The sequence below is a fragment of the Chryseobacterium sp. Tr-659 genome, assembly GCF_011752975.1.
Lineage (GTDB): Bacteria > Bacteroidota > Bacteroidia > Flavobacteriales > Weeksellaceae > Chryseobacterium.
Window position 1 is genome coordinate 1 of the sequence record NZ_VWWP01000010.1, and the last position, 16,218, is coordinate 16,218.

The following is a 16,218-nucleotide window of genomic DNA, read 5'->3' on the forward strand; positions in this document are numbered from 1 at the left end:
TAGAGGAAAACAATTACTATCCATTCGGATTGAAACATGAGGGATATAATCCTTTGGCGGGAAATCCTTCTTATAAGTACAAATACAACGGCAAAGAACTCCAAGAGACGGGGATGTATGATTATGGAGCAAGATTCTATATGCCGGATATTGGAAGATGGGGTGTTTCTGATGGAAAGGGAGAACTGTATTTAAGTAAATCACCATATAATTATGCTAATAATACACCAATAAATGCAATAGATCCTGATGGAAATCTTGTTATATTTATTAATGGAATGCATACAGGTGAGGGTGGAAGTTCCAAGTATTGGACAAGTAGTATGATTACAGGACATTTGAGTGTTGCAGGAGGTCAATGGATGCCAATGTATAGAAGGTTTGATATGGAAGTTATGAATCATTTCAATGATTATAATGCAATTTATAGAGATGGAGGTTTAGGAGGAGCAAAAAACTTAGTTTCACAATTTTTATTCGGAAGTTTTAGTAATAGTAGTTTATCTTCTTCAAATAGAATTTCTTCAGGATATAATCAAGGATTAAGAGATGCTAAAGATATTATAGCTAACCTTGCTAAAGATTCTACTACAGGTGAAATAATTGAAACTATAAAGATCGTAACCCATAGCATGGGAGGAGCTTATGGAAAAGGCTATACTACTGCTCTATTAGATTATGCAAAAAAACATGGTTTAGAGAAACAAGTAAAAATCACGTTAGTAGCAGACTTTGATCCTTTTCAAGCAGGTGAATTGACAGCTAACCCAAAAGTGCATACACTTCAATTTACAAATAAAGATAAAAAAGGTAGAAAAGATAGTGATGGGTTAGGTGGTTTAGCAAATGAAGTTGAAAATGGATTGCCAATGGGTAATCATACTGAAAATACATCCGATGCAGCACATTCAATAATGTCTTTTTTTGGAAATATATCACAATTGCAACAAGGAACATATGAGTGGAATGGCGGTAACTGGATTTGTACATCTTGCAATGATAAAGTAACGCCTTAATTTATGAGAACATTAATACAAACAGTCCTTTCATACTTAATATTTTGGTTAGGTATAAAAGTTTATAACCTGCATGATGGTACAATAACTTTTGCCTCTTTTCTGGTTGCAATTGTCTTATTAATTGATTTTATTCTAATTTCATTAATGAGAATTTGGATTAAAAAAGAAACAATATGTATAATTTTATTTTTATTTATATATTTTTTATTATTTTATATAGCCACAGGAAGTTTTAGTTTTATATACATATTTGATGATGATACAGATATTAAACGATTAAATATTTGTTATACTTTTCCAGTATTTATATCTGGTATTTTATTGTATTTATATATTTATTTAAAAAAGAAAAGAATCCTAAAAGCTTAAATGAGATTTAATTTCAATGCGCAAGTTTTTTGATTTTTAAGCCACTATCCCATGAGGTGTGTAAGTTAAAAAATTAGGCTTGGATTTTCATAATCTGAGCCTTTTTTCAAAAATGAGGATAAATTGGTGTAAAACAATTCTCCAATTTTGGATTGGCAATGACCATTTTTTAGTGGTTTTTTTTGGGATATAAACAGTAAAACAGGAGTGCGCTCAGGATCTAAGATAAAAGATTGGACAAATGCTAAAAGTAGAGGACATAGCTATCCTTAAGAATTAAAAAAATGAGAATTAAATATATTAAAATAGACAATCCAGAAAAGGTAAACTATAAGATAAACTGGCAAATACCCTATGAACGTTTTCCATTAACAATAGGGCAAGAATATACAGTTTATGCAATAGAGTATACAGAGGAGGGACGGATAAATTTTTTTATTATAGACGAAGGAGGAAATACTTATCCTCATAATTATCCCTCTGAATTTTTCATTGTTTCAGATAATAGAATGTCCAAATACTGGGATGGTTTTACTGGTAAAGAGAATTATCCTATAGATCCTTTTTTTCCAAATCTAATTACCTTTAAAGAATGGAAATATAATAAATTCTTTGAAGAGGAAATGATGGATAACATAGGTCAAGCAAATACTATTTTTAAAAAATATAAAAGCTTGATTGATAATGAATTTTCTAACAATCAATTGCAAAATGCTGTTCCTATCGGAGATAATTGGGTAATGTGTTTTAATTGTGATAATTCTTGGGAAATAGCTAATGATAATGGTGTAATAGAATGCCCAAAATGCAAGACTAGACAAAATAATCCATATTATTAAAGCTCTCCTGCTGGTGCGAGCGTCTCGCTCGTTTCCAGATAAAAAAGTAAGAAAGGTTTTCGGTATAGAAACAACTGATTATCTTGATGGTTTCCAGTATACAGATTCTGTATTAAAATTCTTTCCTACAGCAGAAGGGTACTTTAATGTTGAGACTGGAAAGTATGTGTATAATTATACTGACCATCTTGGAAACACCAGATTAAGCTATGCTAAAAATGGAGCAGGAACAGAGATCATTGAGGAAAGTAATTAACCCAACCTTAAAGAACGTTTTTAAACAAGGTATAACACCACCATCTATATTAACGAGACCTAGATTTTAAATCGAACATCTTAAATTTAATAAATATGAAGAAAAGTATAAGTTTAATTTTATTACCCTTTTTATTTTCGTGCCAAAATATTAGTAATGAAGATATATATGGAAAATATTCACCCATATCATACAAGAATACATATGACACTTTAACGATTAACAAGGATGGGGTTTATAACAGAGTAATTTACAATATAAAAGGGAAGAAAGTGTTGAATTACAATTCGAAATACAAATTAGAAGGTAACACAATAAAGTTTAATGATTTTTATTTAAATTTTGATAAAGATTTAATTGCCTTTCCAGAAGATGTAAATGATACTGACATGACCTATACTACTTTTTTTGAGAAAAAGATAAGAATATTGTACTTTGCTTTGGCTACCATGATGGGGAGAATTGTTATAAAAAATTAAAATAAATAGAAGCTGTCTCAAAAAGACAGTCTTTTTTATGATCTAAAAAAACTGTTGTTGAACGAATCCTTTCTTGTGAGCCCTTTGGTAGACTTCCCTTAAAGGAATTTCCTCTATCCAATATAATCATCTAAATTTATCAGGAAAGATTAATAAATGTTTGGTGCTTTGGGATGAGAATTGGAAAAGAACTTACACTAATAAATTTTATTCAAACAGACATTCAATAGGGTCTCGGCTAGACAAAATGTATGACTTTGAGTTAATAAAAATAAAAAAACATAGCACTATCTCGCCAAGTGTGTAAGCTAAAAAATTAGGCTTGGATTTTCATAATCTGAGCCTTTTTTCAAAATAAGGATAGATCGGTGTAAAACCATTCTCCAATTTTGGATTGACATTGACTATTTTTAAATGGTTTCTTTTTTGGCGAAGGTCATATAGAATAATGGCTACTGTAATTACAATGACTTTTATTGGTCCTAAAGTATCACGAACTACTTTGTAAACTATCTTCAGCCACTTCATCAAGTGCCGGGAGCCATTCTAAAAATCGACTTTACCGTCTTCAGAAGTTCCTCCAGTCACCCATAACCCTCTATATCCACTTCAATAAGGGGTTATAGAGGGTTTCTTAACAGTCTCTAGCCTCTTATATGAGGAGGTAGAGGAGGTTGTTGAAGGGTGTGTTTGATCACATAGAAGTGTCTGTGTGTCGTATTTTTCATGAACCAATAGTTATAAGATTCTATTGATTGGTATAATCATTCTACAATTTCCTAACTTTGTAATTGTCAACAACAATTAAAACAACAATATGTCAATCACCAATGAAGATCAGATGACCGGAATGCAGCAAATAAGCGAAGCCGTTGCCTTTACTTTGAAAGAGATGATGAATTATGCAAAACCCGGTATGACTACAAAAGATCTTGACGAGTATGGAGCCAAGATACTGGAAAGTTTCGGAGCAAAATCGGCTCCTTATCTGACGTATGGATTTCCAGGCTGGACGTGCATCAGCGTAGATAACGAATTCTGTCACGGCATTCCTACAGATCAGCGTACCCTGAAAGAAGGTGACCTGATCAATATTGATGTTTCTGCAGAACTTAACGGATATTGGGCAGATAACGGCGGTTCTTTTGTGATTGGAAAAGATATTCACGGACATCAGAAGCTGGTGGAAGCCTCTAAAGATATTTTAAAGAAAGCTATTGACAATATAAAAGGAGGTGTCAAAATTGCAGACATAGGCTTTTTAATGGAAACCGAAGCCAGAAAAAGAGGTTTTAAAGTCATTAAAAATCTTTGCGGACATGGAGTAGGCCGAAGCTTACATGAGGAACCAGACGAACTGCTGAACTACAGAAACCGTTTTGATACCAGAAGATTTAAGAAAAATTCCGTAGTAGCCATTGAAACGTTTATTTCAACTTCCTCTAATCTTGCCGTAGAATTAAAAGATGGCTGGACAATGGTTGGAAATAAAGGCGGCTATATGGCTCAGCACGAACATACGATTCTGATAACGGACGGAAAGCCGATCATTCTAACTCACATGAATGAAATTCTGAATTAAGACAAAGGTTTTATCTCGCATACTGCATAGTTTGTTTATCTCACACGGATTAAGCAGATTAAGCGGATTTTAATTAATATCTGCGTAATCAGCTTAATCTGCGAGAATATTTTATTAGAAATTAAACTAATCAGCTACAGGTAAGTCTTCCACATCAAAAGTCCTTCAGGATGCTTTCATAATCTGCTTCAAATCCTTTTTCCATAGTCCCTTCAATACGATAAGTTTCAATATCTGTAATCCCGGTATAACTTCTGAAAACATCTTTGATATAATCGGAAATATAATCCGGAGTACCATCAATACTTCTTCCGCCCGAAGCAACGGCGAGATACACTTTTTTACCTTTAAATTGCCCTGCACGGGTCCAATGTTCATCAAAAACATAGGTGACTCCGGCCCGGATCAGCTGGTCCAGCCACATTTTCAGTGGAGTTGAAATCCCCAGATTGAACATAGGAGTACCCATGACAATAACATCAGCTTCACGCATTTCATCTACAATCATGTCAGCATAAGAAAGAAGTTGTTTACTTTGATCATCATAAGCTTCCGGATGTTTGTAAAACTCATGAATTGATATTTCATCAGCACATGGTGGCGCTTGTTTAACCAGATTCCGGACTATTACTTTATTGATATTTCCTCTTTGCAGCAACCTGTTTACAATCGCTGTACTGAGTCCCTGGCTGTAAGACTGATCACCTCTTGCGCTGGAAATAATGTGAAGAATATTTTTCATATTGTTTTCTTTTATGGAATGACGATTCAAATTTCCAGTTAGGGACATAAAATTTTTATAAAACGCCGGAATCTTAAAATTGTTAAACATGAAATACTTTGCTATATTTATAGAACCAAACCACTTTTCAAAATTACTGCTATGAAAAAGTTCCTTTTAATCCTCTTGGCAATCATTGTTATTCTTGCTGCCGTAGTACTTATTAAAACCTATACTTATCCTTTTAAGAAAAACGCAATCGGAGCGGGAGAAGGGTGGAAGCCGGTAAAAAATGATTCAGCAGTAATGCGCTTTTCAGGAGGAATAAAAATACCCACTGTTTCTACCGGAAGTTTGGGTGAATTCAATTATGCACCATTTGATCAGTTTAAAACTTATTTAAAAACATCATATCCATTGGTGTTTCAAAATACCGAAAATGTTGAAGTTAATCAATATGGATTGGTCTTCAGACTCAAAGGAAGTAATCCGTCTCTTGAGCCTATCTTATTTCTTTCCCATATGGATGTTGTACCTCCCGGAGATGCAGATATCAAAAACAATGAAGAAAATATATTCCGTCCGGATGATAAACCGCTGGAACCCGTTTCTAAAGTAGCGGAAGATTGGGACTTTGCACCGTTTTCAGGAGCTGTTGCCAACGGAAGAATCTACGGAAGAGGAGCCATAGATATGAAAGGAATGCTCTTTTCCTTAATGGAATCTATGAATTCCATGATTAAAAATAAACAGATTCCGCAACGTGATATTTACCTTGCTTTTGGATTTGATGAAGAAGTGGGCGGCCAGAAAGGAGCAATGCAGATTGCAGATTATTTTAAAAAGAAAGGATTGAAATTTGATGCTGTTTATGATGAAGGCGGATTGATTATGCGAAAAGGAAATGTAGCCGGAATAGACACAGATGTAGCCGTTGTAGGATGTGCAGAAAAAGGATTTCTTTCCGCAAAAATAAAAGTAAAAGGACTTGGCGGACATTCATCAATGCCTCCTATGGAAAGTGCCATTGGAAAAGCAGCCGTTATTATGCAGCGTTTGGAAGATAATCAGATGAAACCTGTCATAACACCATTAATCAAAGAGTTTTTTAATAATATTGGTGGTGAAATGCCTTTTATAACAAGGATGGCACTGGCAAACCAATGGCTTTTAAAACCTGTATTGATTTCCCAGCTTACCAAAAATAATACAACCAATGCATTGGTACGAACTACCACAGCATTAACCATGATGAAAGGAAGTGACGGAACCAATGTACTTTCTCCCGAAGTTGAATTTGTTGTCAATTTCAGACTGCTGCCCGGAAATACGGTAAAAGATGTGAGAGATCATATTGCCAAAGCAACCGAAGGTTTTGATGTGGAAGTAGAAGAAATTGATAATACCAGAGAAGCCTCTGCAATCTCACCTTCCAATACAAAAGCTTTCAAAATTATAGAAGCCGCAGTTAAGGAGATTCATCCAGGAGCTATTGTAACACCATATCTGACAATGGCAGGAACCGATGCTGGAAAGTATGAGATCGTAAGTAAAAACGTTTACAGATTTATGCCTATAAAAATCAATATTTCAGAACAGCAGAGTATTCACAGTACTAATGAGTACTTAAGCATCGAAAACTATCTGAAAATGATCCACTATTTTGAATATGTAATGAAGAACTATGATAAGTAATGGTGAATGATTCGGAATGACTATTAAACCACAAAAGGCGCAAAAACATTTTAAATACCTAAGTTATATACTTGATGTATAAGAAGTATACTAAAGTGGTTAAAAAAATAAATAACTTTTGTGACTTTGTGGTTAAGTTTAAACTGCTTCATCATCTATTATTTCGATGGGAAAGGCGCTTAACTCAACGAAGAAAATTATATTCTTTAGCTCAATGAAATGCCTTTGCGAACAAACAAACTATGTATATTAATTAACTTTGTGAGCATTAGCGTTAATAATCATTGAGGATCAACTTTGCGAAATAAAAATTGATAATTGGCCAACTTGTCATCCAAAATCTTTTTTACAAAAAATATATTACGTCAAGTTTTGTCGCATTACGAGTATAGCTTTGTCATATCAAAATTACAGAGCTATGGAATTGCCATTTTACTTAAACTTTAACGACTTTGAAAAGAATTATTATGAAAATCTTGAAAAATGGTTTGAAGAATATCATAATACAAGCGAAACTGATTATCTGAAAGCTCTTGCGGAACTTTACAGTCCATATGTTTACTATAATTTCGCAGAGGACAAAGTAAAGGCAGATGCTTCCATTGAAATTAAAGACTGTTTTTTTCCCTATCACGAAATCATTGGAATCTCATTTTATCCGCACTGTGAAAACGGAAGTTCTTCCAAAGGACTAAACCAGGTATTTGAATTTAAAAATATCTCGATGATGGAGTATGCCCAGCATATTCTGGATAAGATTAATAAATTCTGTTCAAAAAATATGGATGCTTTGAATAGCAATAAGAATATCCATGATTATATCAACCATTATGATATTATTACTTCAGTAGAAGGAGTAGGATATTGTATCAGTTATAACCGCCACCAGAAAGTAATTCCTTTTTTGAAAGCTTATCTGCCTTATTATGGTCAGACCGTAAATATGGCGGTATACAGAGATTTTATTTTCTCCATTGAACAGATCGCGGAGTTCATAGATGAGAAATTAAAAAGTGTAAGAGCTTTTAAACAAACTATTTATGTTCAGTCAAGAGCAGAAGCGAAGTTCAAAGTACAATTGAGCCGACAGTTTCTGACTTTATGCAATTAAGATTTTACACCAAACATTCATACTTAATTATATTGCGGAAAACTTATGTTTTCAAACAAAAATCCCAGTCAGAGATGACTGGGATTTTGTATATAGATAGGTTCTAATGTAAGCTTAGTTGTCAATTAGTTTCTTTTATAAGGAATATTCCATACCAGATCAGCTGCCAGATAATGAACACCTCCGTGATGAATACTGTTGCTGCCACGGATGAGATCATCCATGTAGCCAATATCAACCGTGAAAGGAGAGTGAGGAATGTTAAACATATAATAAGCGGTAATCCGCATTTCACGATAACCAAAACTTCCCCAGTCGGCTTCCGGCTCATTCATATGGCTGATTGAAAATAAGGTTTCAGCACTTAATGCCAGTTTTTGGTTGTTTTTTGGTGATAAATTATAGGTTAATTGACTTTTAATACGGGTTCGAAGCTGGAAATCTTCTTCCACTTTGTGAAAGTCGGCATCAAAGAATTTCCTGAATTCCTGACGGATGGTATTTTTGAGTTTCCATTTCTTTCCAAGATTAAATGTATAAGCATATCTTCCGTATACTCTGAATTCCTGCTCTGTACTTTCTTTGTGATAAGGAGCTTCACTTTCATATTGAGGCTGCCGGCGGTAGCTGATTGCATAGCTGTACTGCTGATGAGGTGCAAATGAATGATACACTTCATGGTTAAGCACGAAAATGGCTTGTTTTGAAAATAAATTATCCTGGTCAGGACTGCTTTTTCTCCCTATTGCAATATAGCTCATACTGTGTTTCTTTCCCAGAGAATCCAGCTGTCTTTTCACTCCGAAAGCAGACCAGAATGCCGTGTGAGCATCTCCCAATCCCGGTGGGCTGATCTGTGCTTTGACAACTGTGCCTGCACATCCGAATAAGAATAGCCCTGCAAAAATTTTCTTTATGCTCAATATCATGGATAACTGCTTTATTGTTAATGTAAAATACCTGCGGAACCACAAGACGGCTGGAAATATCGTTAATACGCAGAGAGAATACTTCTTCATATCAAATTTACCAGATTCATTCATAGGATGTTTATTCAAAATCTTTTAATACTGTTTAAAAACATGACAAAGTAAGTGCGTGATTTAGGATAGATTTGGGAATAAAAAATCATTAGAATTAAAGTAAGATTTGTCTTAGTAAACAATTGTGGATAACATGTTGAAAACTTATTGATAATATGTGGAAAACATGGACTTTTATAATTGATGATCTTATTATTATTTGATAATAAGGTATTTATGTGTGTAAACCATATAGATCAGCCTTAATTTCTATTAGGTTATTGGTATTTATTTAGAATAATTCAAATTAATATTGTGGGTGAAGTTATGATTGCTTTATTTTGCACTTTTATTTATAATTATTTTAAATAAGGCTGAAAAAATGATACAATCTACTAAAAATATGCTCCTCACAGGGTATATAAGGCATTCTAATGGGACTAAGCAGAATGATATTTCAACAAACAATACACAAAAATGGTTTAAACCATTACTGGCTTTCTTCTTTACTTTATTAAGTTTAGCAGCATATGCTCAGGATCAGCAAGGGGGAATCACCGGTAAAGTAAATATGGTGGACGGACAGCCCTTGCGGGCTATCTCTGTTTCACTACTGGAAACGGATCGCCAGACGCTAACCGATGATGAGGGAAACTATCGTTTCACGAATCTGAACGCAGGAAATTATACCATAAAATTACAGATTTTAGGTTCTAAAGAAATACGTTTACCCGTAGAAGTGAAGGCCGGTGAAACAGCAACATTGGATTATCAGCTGACAAAAGAGAATATTCAGGCCATTCAGGAGGTGGTAATCATGAAAAATACCAACAGATTTTCTAAGAAAGAAAGTGGATTTGTTGCAAGGCTGCCTTTAAAGAATCTGGAAAATCCACAGGTTTACAATACCGTTACCAAAGAATTATTTCAGGAACAGGTGGCTGTAGATCTGGGAAGCATCTCTAAAAACGTTCCGGGAGCTGGTGTTCCTATGATCGCCAATCAGGGAAGGGTGACCTTTCGTTCCAGAGGATTTGAAGTGGAGCCTAATGCACGAAACGGAGTGGCTGGGGCTGCATTTTCAGTGATTGATCCTGTAAACCTTGAACGTATAGAAGCGATTAAAGGACCATCGGCGACTTTATTCGGAAAAAATGTTTCCAGCAGCTATGGAGGAGTATATAATCGTGTAACGAAGAAACCCTATAATGATTTCGGTGGAGAAGTAGGATATGTTGGAGGAAGCTGGAATTACAACCGATTAACAGTAGATGTAAACACACCGGTAAACAAAGACCGAACGGCTCTTTTCCGTTTGAATGCTGCGGGAACCTTTGAGAAAAGCTTTCAGGATATAGGATTTACAAATTCTTTAGCCATTGCTCCGAGTTTTTCTTATCAGATCAACGATCGTATGTCGCTCCTTTTAGATGTGGAATTCAATCAGGCAAAAGGAACATCTGTTGTACGTTTTAATCCATACACAGGAAGCAACAAAATTCAGTCGATTGCAGATATGAAGTTTCCTTATTATAAAAATTTCCTGAGTGATGATTTGGCTTATCAAACACAGATGATGAACATTTTCGCTCAATTGAATTATAAAGTTTCAGAAAACTGGACTTCCCAGACTATTGTATCCCGTGCAAGATCTACTATTACCGGATATATTTCTGCAATCAACGGAAAAACAGATTCTACAGCAAGCGCGCAGGTGATGGTAGGAACCACTTCGTTTATTGCAACCAATATTCAGCAGAATTTTATCGGTGATTTCAGAATCGGACGTTTCAGAAACAGAATGGTAGTAGGATTGGATTATTACAACAATTCAAACCACTTTGACCGCTATCATACCAATACGAAAGTATTCAATTTCGTTCATCCTTCAGCAGATTTCAGAGTAAATAGCAATACCATTGATGCTCTAACGGCAACCTCTGCTTTCAGAAGAGAAAATAATAGTGATAATACCTATGCCGCATATGTTTCAGATGTATTTAATATCACAGACCAGCTTATGGTAATGGCGAGTCTCCGTGTTGACCGTTTCCAGTTTAAAGGAGTATATGATATAACCACTGGTCAAATAAAAGGAGGACTGAGCAACAGTGGAACGCAGGCCGGGCCTTACGGACAGACTGCGTTTTCTCCTAAAATGGGAATTGTCTATGAAATATTGAAGAATAAAGTCTCTCTTTTCGGAAATTATATGAATGGCTTTAACAATGTGAGCGGGGTAGATATCAATGGAAATGCATTCAGACCGGAATATGCCAATCAGCTTGAATTCGGGGTGAAAGCAGATGTTTTCAACCACAGAGTTGTAGGAACATTGAGTTATTATAACATCCGTGTGGATAATATTTTAAGAACCAATCCTGATGATATCAATTACTCAATTCAGGACGGAACACAACTAAGTAAAGGAATAGAGGCGGAAATAACAGCCAATCCGTTTGATGGATTGAATATTGTAGCCGGGTATGCATATAACGATAGTAAATTTACCAATGCTAATCCTACGGTTAATGGGTTAAGACCAGCATTGTCTGGTCCCGCTAATATGTTTAATTTCTGGATTAGTTACCGAATTTCCGAAGGGAAATTAAAAGGCCTGGGAATAGGTGGAGGTGGAAATATGGGATCGTCTTCCTACCAGACCAATACACAGACTGCAAAAGTGATTATTCCATCTTATAAAATGTTTGATCTGGGAATTTTCTATGATCAGCCGAAATACAGAGTAGGATTGAAATTCGATAATATTACAAATGAAAAAGCCTGGTCTGTACGTTTAACACCACAGGCTCCTTCACGTTTCCTGGGAAGCGTTTCTCTGAAGTTCTAAATAATAACTGATACTATATAAAAGCCCGGATTCTTGAATCCGGGCTTTGTATTTTTTAGAATGTAAAAAGATCAGTTGATCCATAGACAGTAATTATTACGGTATCGTATTTTTCCATAAGTGCTTCCAAGAAAAGTTCCCGGAGTATTGTCATACCAGTCTTGCCGGATTACATAAAGTCCCGGTAATGTCGGTTTAAATTGAACCTGATGGTTTTCATTCACCGGGATATTCTTTTCCCAATTTTCAGGATTGAATATTCTCAGCATGGTTCCTTTCTCCACAGGCTTCATATCCCGATACGGAAAAGCTGTATAAATGCCATTATTTTCCTTAAGAATAATGTCCATAAACTGAGCAGGTAATGTCGTTTCTGAACTCTTTCCAACATCATAAGCTCCACACATAAGATCTATGGGGCGAACATTTTCCTGTGGATTTTTTGAGCGGTTAAGTACAGGCTGCTGGTCATTTATACCCAAAATCCTGTAAGTACCATTCTTATCCGGAATAAAACTTCCTTCCCAATGATCTCCTTTTATTTGTAATTCAAGTTTAGATTTTGTTCCGTTGGCATTAAGGATAAAGAACTGAAAATTTCTGATCTCCTGAAACTCGGCTCCGGTTGTGCGATGTCTCGCGCTAAGATCATCAATGAAGCCATAGCAGACTTCCACTTTAACAGGATCTTTTAGCTTGCCTGATCCGTGAATTTCCATCCAGTAGGCACTGGCCTTTGCCAGTTGAGGAAATAGAAAAGCAGCTAAGAGTAGCAGGAATGGCAGAACTGTTCGTAGTTTGTACATTATATCACGTCAAATTTAGGAATGCTAATTTAGGAAAAAAGGAAGTGCCAGAATAGATAATCTGATAGGTTTTTCTAATCATAAGCAGTGATAAAACAGGTTGCTGTTCTTGTATTAAGGATCATTTTAAAACGAAATTGCCGCAGTATTCAATACTGCGACAATTTGGTTTATGGACTGTTTATTATTGATGTCTTAGTTTATCCTGCTTTACACATAGCATCCCAGGTAGTCCAAAAATGTGCATTGATAGCTCCAATAGGAGGATTTGTACTGTCTGCAACAATACCTACCATAGAAGCACAGTTAGAGTTGCAGCCTATTTCATTATTGCTTCCTTCCTGAGGAGGAATCTGGCGCCATGTACCGGTTGAGCCGCTTAATAATTCAACTTTGATATCAAAGATCCCAGAAAGATTAGGCGTTTGGATCTGCTTCGTAGGATCTTCGCTTGAAATGGTATCACTCCAGTTTCCCTGTGAGAAGGTTACTCTCCATGTAGAGATCATTTTAGAGGTTTCGTTTTGAGGTGAAAGATACACCCAGAACTGTGCTCCGTTTCCAAGTTGTACCTGGCCGGAAGAATTTGCGTTTACATTTGTTGATGACATATTAAATTGATTTTTAATGAATTAGTTTGTAGTTCAAAGTAACGAAGAACAAAAAAAATATTCTAGAGTATAAATAACCAATTATAATGTTGAGTAGAAATACTTACGATAAGAAAGTTGAAAAAAGACTGTTTTATCATCCAGCCATCTGCAAAATTTGTTTGATCTGTGTGAGATTTCGGATCAAGTATAAAATTTTCAGTTATTTATCTGATTGGAATTAATGAAATTTACAAAAAAAATAAGCCTGCACTTATTCAGTACAGGCTTTAGTATTCTTGCAGAAAGGAAGGGATTCGAACCCTCGATACAGTTACCCGTATACTACCTTTCCAGGGTAGCTCCTTCAACCACTCGGACACCTTTCTTTTTGAGATTGCAAAAATAGCGTATTTTCTTTAATATCCAAATAATTTTTGCAATTAATCTGTAATTTCTCCACAAAGACTTTTCGTGAAGTTATCAGCAAAGCTTCCGGAGTAACTAGGATTGTCTATCAAGTGCATTGCTTTGGTAATCGCAGTTTCTGCGGTCATGTCCCTTCCGCTGATGGCCCCGATTCTTGAAAAAATATTACTGTTTTCATACTTTCCGAATGAGATACCGCCTGAAATACACTGGCTTACCACCACTATTTCCGTACCGTTGTTTCTGATCTCCTGGAGTGTTTCCTGGGTTTTTTCACTGCTGAAAATTGTTCCGGAACCAAAAACCTGAAGAATTAAAACCTTCATTTTTGGGATCTCTTTGAAATGGCTCAGATGCATCCCCGGAAAAATTCTCCAGAATAAAATATCTTCAGAAATATGTTCATCCACATGAAATTCAACTTCGGGAGCACAACGGAACAGATTATCTTTTATAATATTTAAATGAACTCCGGATTGTCCCAGTATCGGATAGTTTGGACTTGCATAGGCATCAAAATACTCAGCAGAATATTTCAATGTTCTGTTTCCTCTTAATAATTTATATTCAAAATAAATGGCAACTTCCTGGATAACTGCTTCGTCGTTTTCATAAAGACTGGCGTAGTAAAGGCTGGTCAAAAGGTTTTCCTTGGCATCAGTTCTTAAATCACCGATCGGAAGCTGAGAGCCGGTCATGATCACAGGCTTTCTCAAACCTTTTAACATAAAACTTAACGCGGAAGCTGTATAAGACATGGTGTCTGTTCCATGCAGAATCAGAAAACCGTCATAATCATTGTAATTTTTAAGGATATAATTAGCGATGATCCTCCATTCTTCAGGTCCCATATCCGAAGAATCCAGCGGTTTTGCAAAAGGATGAACAAATACCTCACATTCCATGAGTTTCATTTCAGGCATCTTTTCGAATATATTTCCAAAATCAAAGGCACGGAGACTTCCGGTTTCATAATCTTTTTCCATTCCGATGGTTCCACCGGTATAGATGAGCAGGACTTTTCGCTTCATGTACTATTTTTAATTAAGAATTGGAGCCCGATTAGGGTTCATAGGCCAAAATTACGTTAATTTGCAAAGATTTGAAAATGAATGAAACGCTTAAGATAAAATTTTATAAAAATAAAGTTGTCATTGCAGGCGTTATATCTCGCGATTGAAAAAATAATTGAATGCAGACGAAAGATTTAGCACAGACTTTTGAATATTTAAAACAGTTTTTAACAGAAGAAAGACTGACCAAGATTGACCATTTTTCCCAGGAAAGTTCAGATTTTGTGCTTCCTGTTGTGGAAGATGTTTATCAGTTCCGAAATGCCGCAGCCATTGTACGTTCTGTAGAAGCCTGTGGTTTTCATAAAGTGGTCGCTTTGCAGGAAGAATACAGTTTTGAACCTAATCTTAGGGTTACAAAAGGGGCAGATACATGGGTTGAAGTGGAAAAACTTCCCCGAAACATGGAATCTTTTCAGAATATTAAAGACAGAGGATATAAAATTGTAGCAGTTTCATTGGAAAACAATGCCAAAATGTTACCGGAATACGAAATAACTGAACCTATCGCTTTAGTTTTCGGAACAGAAATGGAAGGCGTTTCTCAGGAAATATTAGACTTTGCAGATGAGACACTCGCAATTCCGATGTATGGCTTCACAAGAAGTTTTAATGTTTCTGTAGCAGCTTCAATTTGTATGTATGAGTTGAAACAGAAGCTTTTAAAATCTGATATTGACTATAAATTAAATGAAGAAAAGCTTTTAAGAATGAAAATTCTTTGGGCAGTCAACTCAATGAGAAGCGGACAGCAGATCTTCGAAAAATATTTAAGGGATAATAATTTGACGTTTAATTAGTTTATATTTTAAACTATTAACCTGGTATGAAATTATTATCATTTACTTTTCTATTTATTTCAATTTTATTCTTCGGCCAAACGCAGTCAGACACTTTATCTTATCGAAAATACAGATTTGAAACAAAGGTCTATCCTGCATTATTGGTTGGATATCATTTTTCTGGTGAAGCAAAAGATAATTCTGAAACCTGGAAATCCGGAAAGATGCATACTATTGAACTGGCTTATGCAAAAGTATTCAGCTATGGAGGTCCACACGGAGGTTCTAAGGTGTACTATGCAGGAAGTGATTTGAGCTTTAGTGATAAATATAAATTTTTTATCGCTCCTAAAATAGGTGTTAATGTAGGTGTTGGCTTTATATTGGGAGCAGAACTGCAGTTTCAGACCAATTTTGAACAGTTTGTACCCAGAATTATGCCGTATCTTGGAATTGGAGCATTCGGAGGAAAATTATATGCAGGATACAATTTCAGGTTGGCAAAAGCAGAAAGCCTTCCTGTCAATACCGGTCATATAGGAATTACGTGGCCATTATTAAAATAAAAAGAAAGAAAAAGAGAACAGTTAAAAT

At 35.4% G+C, this 16,218-nt stretch carries 14 protein-coding genes, 1 tRNA gene and 1 pseudogene; 10 read left to right on the plus strand and 6 right to left on the minus strand.

Annotation, left to right across the window (positions count from 1 at the left end; all coding sequences use genetic code 11):
- From F3J23_RS18535 to map, 5 genes and pseudogenes are all read left to right on the plus strand, one after another.
- A partial coding sequence (locus tag F3J23_RS18535; RefSeq protein ID WP_167032515.1) for an RHS repeat-associated core domain-containing protein occupies nt 1-1,016 on the plus strand: 1,016 nt, incomplete at its 5' end.
- Nucleotides 1,017-1,672: 656 nt separating this feature from the next.
- A complete protein-coding gene (locus tag F3J23_RS18540) occupies nt 1,673-2,227 on the plus strand; it encodes a hypothetical protein (RefSeq protein ID WP_167032517.1) in 555 nt (184 codons plus the stop codon).
- A 43-nt stretch (nt 2,228-2,270) separates the two neighbouring features.
- A pseudogene (locus tag F3J23_RS18545) lies at nt 2,271-2,480 on the plus strand (hypothetical protein); the annotation flags it as partial.
- A 98-nt stretch (nt 2,481-2,578) separates the two neighbouring features.
- The gene (locus F3J23_RS18550) at nt 2,579-2,962 is read left to right on the plus strand and encodes a hypothetical protein (protein WP_167032520.1); all 384 of its coding nucleotides are present in this window, start codon (nt 2,579-2,581) and stop codon (nt 2,960-2,962) included.
- 817 nt (nt 2,963-3,779) lie between these two features.
- Nucleotides 3,780-4,544: a type I methionyl aminopeptidase gene (gene map / locus F3J23_RS18555; protein WP_167032521.1), complete on the plus strand. Its 765-nt coding sequence runs from the start codon at nt 3,780-3,782 to the stop codon at nt 4,542-4,544.
- A gap of 154 nt (nt 4,545-4,698) precedes the next feature.
- Here map and F3J23_RS18560 read toward each other — a convergent pair whose 3' ends face one another.
- Nucleotides 4,699-5,286: an FMN-dependent NADH-azoreductase gene (locus tag F3J23_RS18560; RefSeq protein WP_167032523.1), complete on the minus strand. Its 588-nt coding sequence runs from the start codon at nt 5,284-5,286 to the stop codon at nt 4,699-4,701.
- 141 nt (nt 5,287-5,427) lie between these two features.
- Between F3J23_RS18560 and F3J23_RS18565 the strand changes: the two genes are divergently transcribed.
- Nucleotides 5,428-6,960, plus strand: coding sequence for a M20/M25/M40 family metallo-hydrolase (locus F3J23_RS18565; RefSeq protein ID WP_167032525.1), 1,533 nt, complete (start codon nt 5,428-5,430; stop codon nt 6,958-6,960).
- 418 nt (nt 6,961-7,378) lie between these two features.
- Nucleotides 7,379-8,071 (plus strand): hypothetical protein, encoded by a 693-nt coding sequence (locus F3J23_RS18570; RefSeq protein WP_167032527.1) that lies wholly within the window; start codon nt 7,379-7,381, stop codon nt 8,069-8,071.
- A 125-nt stretch (nt 8,072-8,196) separates the two neighbouring features.
- Here the strand turns inward: F3J23_RS18570 and F3J23_RS18575 are convergent, their stop codons facing one another.
- The gene (locus F3J23_RS18575; RefSeq protein ID WP_167032529.1) at nt 8,197-9,000 is read right to left on the minus strand and encodes a DUF2490 domain-containing protein; all 804 of its coding nucleotides are present in this window, start codon (nt 8,998-9,000) and stop codon (nt 8,197-8,199) included.
- A gap of 475 nt (nt 9,001-9,475) precedes the next feature.
- Here F3J23_RS18575 and F3J23_RS18580 point away from each other — a divergent pair, with 475 nt between their 5' ends.
- Nucleotides 9,476-11,944 carry a TonB-dependent receptor domain-containing protein gene (locus F3J23_RS18580; protein ID WP_167032531.1) on the plus strand — a complete coding sequence of 823 codons (2,469 nt, stop codon included), beginning with the start codon at nt 9,476-9,478 and terminating at the stop codon, nt 11,942-11,944.
- Nucleotides 11,945-12,015: 71 nt separating this feature from the next.
- Here F3J23_RS18580 and F3J23_RS18585 read toward each other — a convergent pair whose 3' ends face one another.
- From F3J23_RS18585 to F3J23_RS18600, 4 genes are all read right to left on the minus strand, one after another.
- The gene (locus tag F3J23_RS18585; protein WP_167032533.1) at nt 12,016-12,750 is read right to left on the minus strand and encodes a hypothetical protein; all 735 of its coding nucleotides are present in this window, start codon (nt 12,748-12,750) and stop codon (nt 12,016-12,018) included.
- Nucleotides 12,751-12,950: 200 nt separating this feature from the next.
- Nucleotides 12,951-13,361, minus strand: a complete 411-nt coding sequence (locus F3J23_RS18590) for a hypothetical protein (RefSeq protein ID WP_167032535.1) — start codon at nt 13,359-13,361, stop codon at nt 12,951-12,953.
- A gap of 281 nt (nt 13,362-13,642) precedes the next feature.
- Nucleotides 13,643-13,729, minus strand: a tRNA-Ser gene (locus F3J23_RS18595).
- 54 nt (nt 13,730-13,783) lie between these two features.
- Nucleotides 13,784-14,800: an asparaginase gene (locus F3J23_RS18600; RefSeq protein ID WP_167032537.1), complete on the minus strand. Its 1,017-nt coding sequence runs from the start codon at nt 14,798-14,800 to the stop codon at nt 13,784-13,786.
- Nucleotides 14,801-14,961: 161 nt separating this feature from the next.
- Here F3J23_RS18600 and F3J23_RS18605 point away from each other — a divergent pair, with 161 nt between their 5' ends.
- Both F3J23_RS18605 and F3J23_RS18610 read left to right on the plus strand, forming a co-directional pair.
- Nucleotides 14,962-15,642 (plus strand): TrmH family RNA methyltransferase, encoded by a 681-nt coding sequence (locus F3J23_RS18605; RefSeq protein WP_167032539.1) that lies wholly within the window; start codon nt 14,962-14,964, stop codon nt 15,640-15,642.
- Between the two features lie 26 nt (nt 15,643-15,668).
- Entirely contained in the window at nt 15,669-16,190 is a 522-nt protein-coding gene (locus F3J23_RS18610; RefSeq protein WP_167032541.1) for a hypothetical protein, read from the plus strand.
- Nucleotides 16,191-16,218: the final 28 nt, after the last annotated feature.

Excerpts from the sequence above, each read along its gene's own strand:
- F3J23_RS18570 (WP_167032527.1), top strand. The coding sequence starts at position 7,379 with ATGGAATTGCCATTTTACTTAAACTTTAACGACTTTGAAAAGAATTAT.
- F3J23_RS18550 (WP_167032520.1), top strand. The coding sequence starts at position 2,579 with ATGAAGAAAAGTATAAGTTTAATTTTATTACCCTTTTTATTTTCGTGC.
- F3J23_RS18610 (WP_167032541.1), top strand. The coding sequence starts at position 15,669 with ATGAAATTATTATCATTTACTTTTCTATTTATTTCAATTTTATTCTTC.
- F3J23_RS18565 (WP_167032525.1), top strand. The coding sequence starts at position 5,428 with ATGAAAAAGTTCCTTTTAATCCTCTTGGCAATCATTGTTATTCTTGCT.
- F3J23_RS18585 (WP_167032533.1), bottom strand. The coding sequence starts at position 12,750 with ATGTACAAACTACGAACAGTTCTGCCATTCCTGCTACTCTTAGCTGCT.
- F3J23_RS18605 (WP_167032539.1), top strand. The coding sequence starts at position 14,962 with ATGCAGACGAAAGATTTAGCACAGACTTTTGAATATTTAAAACAGTTT.
- F3J23_RS18600 (WP_167032537.1), bottom strand. The coding sequence starts at position 14,800 with ATGAAGCGAAAAGTCCTGCTCATCTATACCGGTGGAACCATCGGAATG.
- F3J23_RS18580 (WP_167032531.1), top strand. The coding sequence starts at position 9,476 with ATGATACAATCTACTAAAAATATGCTCCTCACAGGGTATATAAGGCAT.
- F3J23_RS18540 (WP_167032517.1), top strand. The coding sequence starts at position 1,673 with ATGAGAATTAAATATATTAAAATAGACAATCCAGAAAAGGTAAACTAT.
- F3J23_RS18560 (WP_167032523.1), bottom strand. The coding sequence starts at position 5,286 with ATGAAAAATATTCTTCACATTATTTCCAGCGCAAGAGGTGATCAGTCT.
- map (WP_167032521.1), top strand. The coding sequence starts at position 3,780 with ATGTCAATCACCAATGAAGATCAGATGACCGGAATGCAGCAAATAAGC.
- F3J23_RS18590 (WP_167032535.1), bottom strand. The coding sequence starts at position 13,361 with ATGTCATCAACAAATGTAAACGCAAATTCTTCCGGCCAGGTACAACTT.
- F3J23_RS18575 (WP_167032529.1), bottom strand. The coding sequence starts at position 9,000 with ATGATATTGAGCATAAAGAAAATTTTTGCAGGGCTATTCTTATTCGGA.